Origin of the sequence: Mycobacterium sp. (genome assembly GCF_051006775.1) — a bacterium.
Taxonomy (GTDB): domain Bacteria; phylum Actinomycetota; class Actinomycetes; order Mycobacteriales; family Mycobacteriaceae; genus Mycobacterium.
Genome location: NZ_JBPCSX010000078.1, coordinates 1 through 2,677, shown reverse-complemented (window position 1 = coordinate 2,677; position 2,677 = coordinate 1). Strand labels below are relative to the sequence as shown.

The 2,677-nt window shown below is 67.7% G+C and carries 2 protein-coding genes and 1 pseudogene; all 3 read left to right on the top strand.

Features of this window, described 5'->3' with window-relative positions:
* Nucleotides 1–144, top strand: a pseudogene (locus tag ACR2JI_RS05920) (NAD(P)H-quinone dehydrogenase); the annotation flags it as partial.
* A gap of 11 nt (nt 145–155) precedes the next feature.
* Nucleotides 156–1,901, top strand: a complete 1,746-nt coding sequence (locus ACR2JI_RS05915) for a glycerol-3-phosphate dehydrogenase/oxidase (RefSeq protein ID WP_526389006.1) — start codon at nt 156–158, stop codon at nt 1,899–1,901.
* The coding region (locus ACR2JI_RS05910; protein WP_526389004.1) for a pseudouridine synthase at nt 1,898–2,677 on the top strand (780 nt) is incomplete at its 3' end. The genes ACR2JI_RS05915 and ACR2JI_RS05910, both read left to right, overlap by 4 nt.

The following is a 2,677-nucleotide window of genomic DNA, read 5'->3' as shown; positions in this document are numbered from 1 at the left end:
GAGTTGATCCTGCCGATCGCCCTGGCGGTGCAGAACCGCATTTCGGTCACTGACCTGGCCCAAACGCTATCGGTGTATCCGTCACTGTCGGGTTCCATCGTCGAGGCGGCCCGCCGTCTTATGGCCCATGACGATCTCGACTAGCCTGACCAACCATGAGTGACCCGATCCTGCGACCGGGCAACGGTCAGACCTTCATCGGACCCGCCCAGCGGGCGCAAGCCTGGGAGCGCCTGGGCGCTGAACAGTTCGACGTCGTGGTGATCGGCGGCGGCGTGGTGGGCGCCGGCGCCGCCCTCGACGCCGCGACCCGCGGACTGAAGGTGGCCCTGGTCGAAGCCCGCGACTTCGCATCCGGCACGTCCAGCCGCAGTTCGAAGATGTTCCACGGCGGCCTGCGCTACCTCGAACAGTTGGAGTTCGGTCTGGTGCGGGAGGCATTGCATGAGCGCGAGCTCTCCCTGACCACGCTCGCACCGCACCTCGTCAAGCCGCTGCCGTTCCTCTTCCCGCTGACCAATCGGATTTGGGAACGGCCCTACATCGCGGCGGGCATCTTCCTCTACGACCAGCTCGGCGGAGCGAAATCTGTTCCCGCGCAACGGCATCTGACCAAGGCGGGCGCGCTGCGGATGGCGCCTGCGCTCAAGCGCAACGCGTTGATCGGCGGTATCCGCTACTACGACACCGTGGTCGACGACGCCCGGCACACCATGATGGTGGCCCGTACCGCGGCGCACTACGGCGCGGTGGTCCGGACCTCCACCCAGGTGGTGGGCATGCTCACCGAAGGCGACCGGGTGGTCGGGGTGACGGTGCGCGATTCCGAGGATGGTCGGGTCGCCGACGTCCGCGGACACGTCGTCATCAATGCCACCGGAGTCTGGACCGACGAGATTCAGGCGCTGTCCCGGCAGCGGGGGCGGTTCCGGGTGCGGGCCTCCAAGGGTGTGCACATCGTGGTTCCGCGGGACCGGATCGTCAGCGAGGTGGCGATCATCCTGCGCACCGAGAAGTCGGTGCTGTTCGTCATTCCGTGGGGCACGCACTGGATCATCGGCACCACCGACACCGACTGGAACCTGGACCTGGCCCATCCGGCGGCCACCAAGGCCGACATCGACTACATCCTCGAACACGTCAACACCGCACTGGCCACGCCGATCACCCACAACGACATCGACGGGGTGTACGCCGGGCTACGTCCACTGCTGCACGGTGAGAGCGAGGAGACCTCCAAGCTGTCCCGCGAGCATGCGGTCGGGGTGCCCACCCCGGGACTTGTCGCCATCGCCGGCGGCAAGTACACCACCTATCGGGTGATGGCCGCCGATGCCGTCGACGCCGCCGCCGAGTTCGTTCCGTCGCGGGTGGCGCCCTCGATCACCGAGAAGGTCCCGCTGCTCGGAGCCGACGGCTACTTCGCACTGATCAACCAAACCGATCATGTGGGCAAGGAGTACAACCTGCACCCGTATCGGGTGCGGCATCTGCTGGACCGCTACGGCTCGCTGATCGGTGATGTGCTGGAGCTGGCCGAAGCCCAGCCCGACCTGTTGGAGCCGATCGCCGAGGCGCCGGTGTATCTGCGGGTGGAGGCGGCGTACGCGGCCGTCGCCGAGGGTGCGCTGCACCTGGAGGACATCCTGGCCCGCCGGATGCGGATCTCCATCGAGTACCCGCACCGCGGAGTGGACTGCGCCCGCGAGGTGGCCGAGATCGTCGCCCCGATCCTGGGCTGGTCGCAGAACGACATCGACACCGAGGTCGACACCTACGTCGCGCGGGTGGAGGCCGAGGTCCGGTCGCAGACTCAGCCCGACGACGAGTCCGCCGATGCGCTGCGGGCCGCCGCACCGGAGGCGCGGACCGAAATCCTCGAGCCCGTGCCCTTGACGTGACGGATGTGCTCGGACCGGCCCGGCTGCGACTTCACGGCGGCAATGTGGCCGACGAGTTCGGCCGGCGCTTCGGCCCGGCAGCCAGGGCCAAGGTGATCGCAGGCGGGGTGTTCACCGCCGACGGGGTCGTGCTCGATGCGACAACGGTCCTGCCGGCCGGAGCATTGGTCTACCACTACCGCGACCTTCCCGACGAGGTCGAGGTTCCGTTCGGTATGCCGGTGCTCTACCGCGACCAGAACATTGTCGTCGTGGACAAGCCGCACTTTCTGGCCACCATGCCGCGCGGCTCGCATATCGCGCAGACCGCGCTGGTGCGGCTGCGCCGGGAACTGGATCTGCCCGAGCTCAGTCCGGCTCACCGGCTGGACCGGCTGACCGCGGGAGTGCTGCTGTTCACCGTGCGACGGGAGGTGCGTGGCGCGTATCAGACCCTGTTCGCCCGGGGTGAGGTCGCCAAGATGTATCTGGCGGTCTCCTCAGCGGGTCCGGATCTTGCTGGGCCGCAGATGGTTTCGAATCGGATCATCAAGCGGCGCGGGATTTTGCAGGCGACGGTGGAACCGGGGGAGCCGAACGCGCAGAGTCTGGTAGAACCACTCGGTGAAGGGCGCTACCGGCTGACACCCCGTACCGGCAGGACCCACCAGTTGCGGCTACACATGGCCGGTCTCGGCCGGCCGATCGACAACGACCCGCTGTATCCGGATGTGCTCGACGTGGCGGCGGGGGACTTCTCCCGTCCGTTGCGGCTGCTGGCGCATCGGCTGGAATTC

Coding starts and splice junctions, on each gene's coding strand:
- ACR2JI_RS05915 (WP_526389006.1), top strand. CDS start 156: ATGAGTGACCCGATCCTGCGACCGGGCAACGGTCAGACCTTCATCGGA.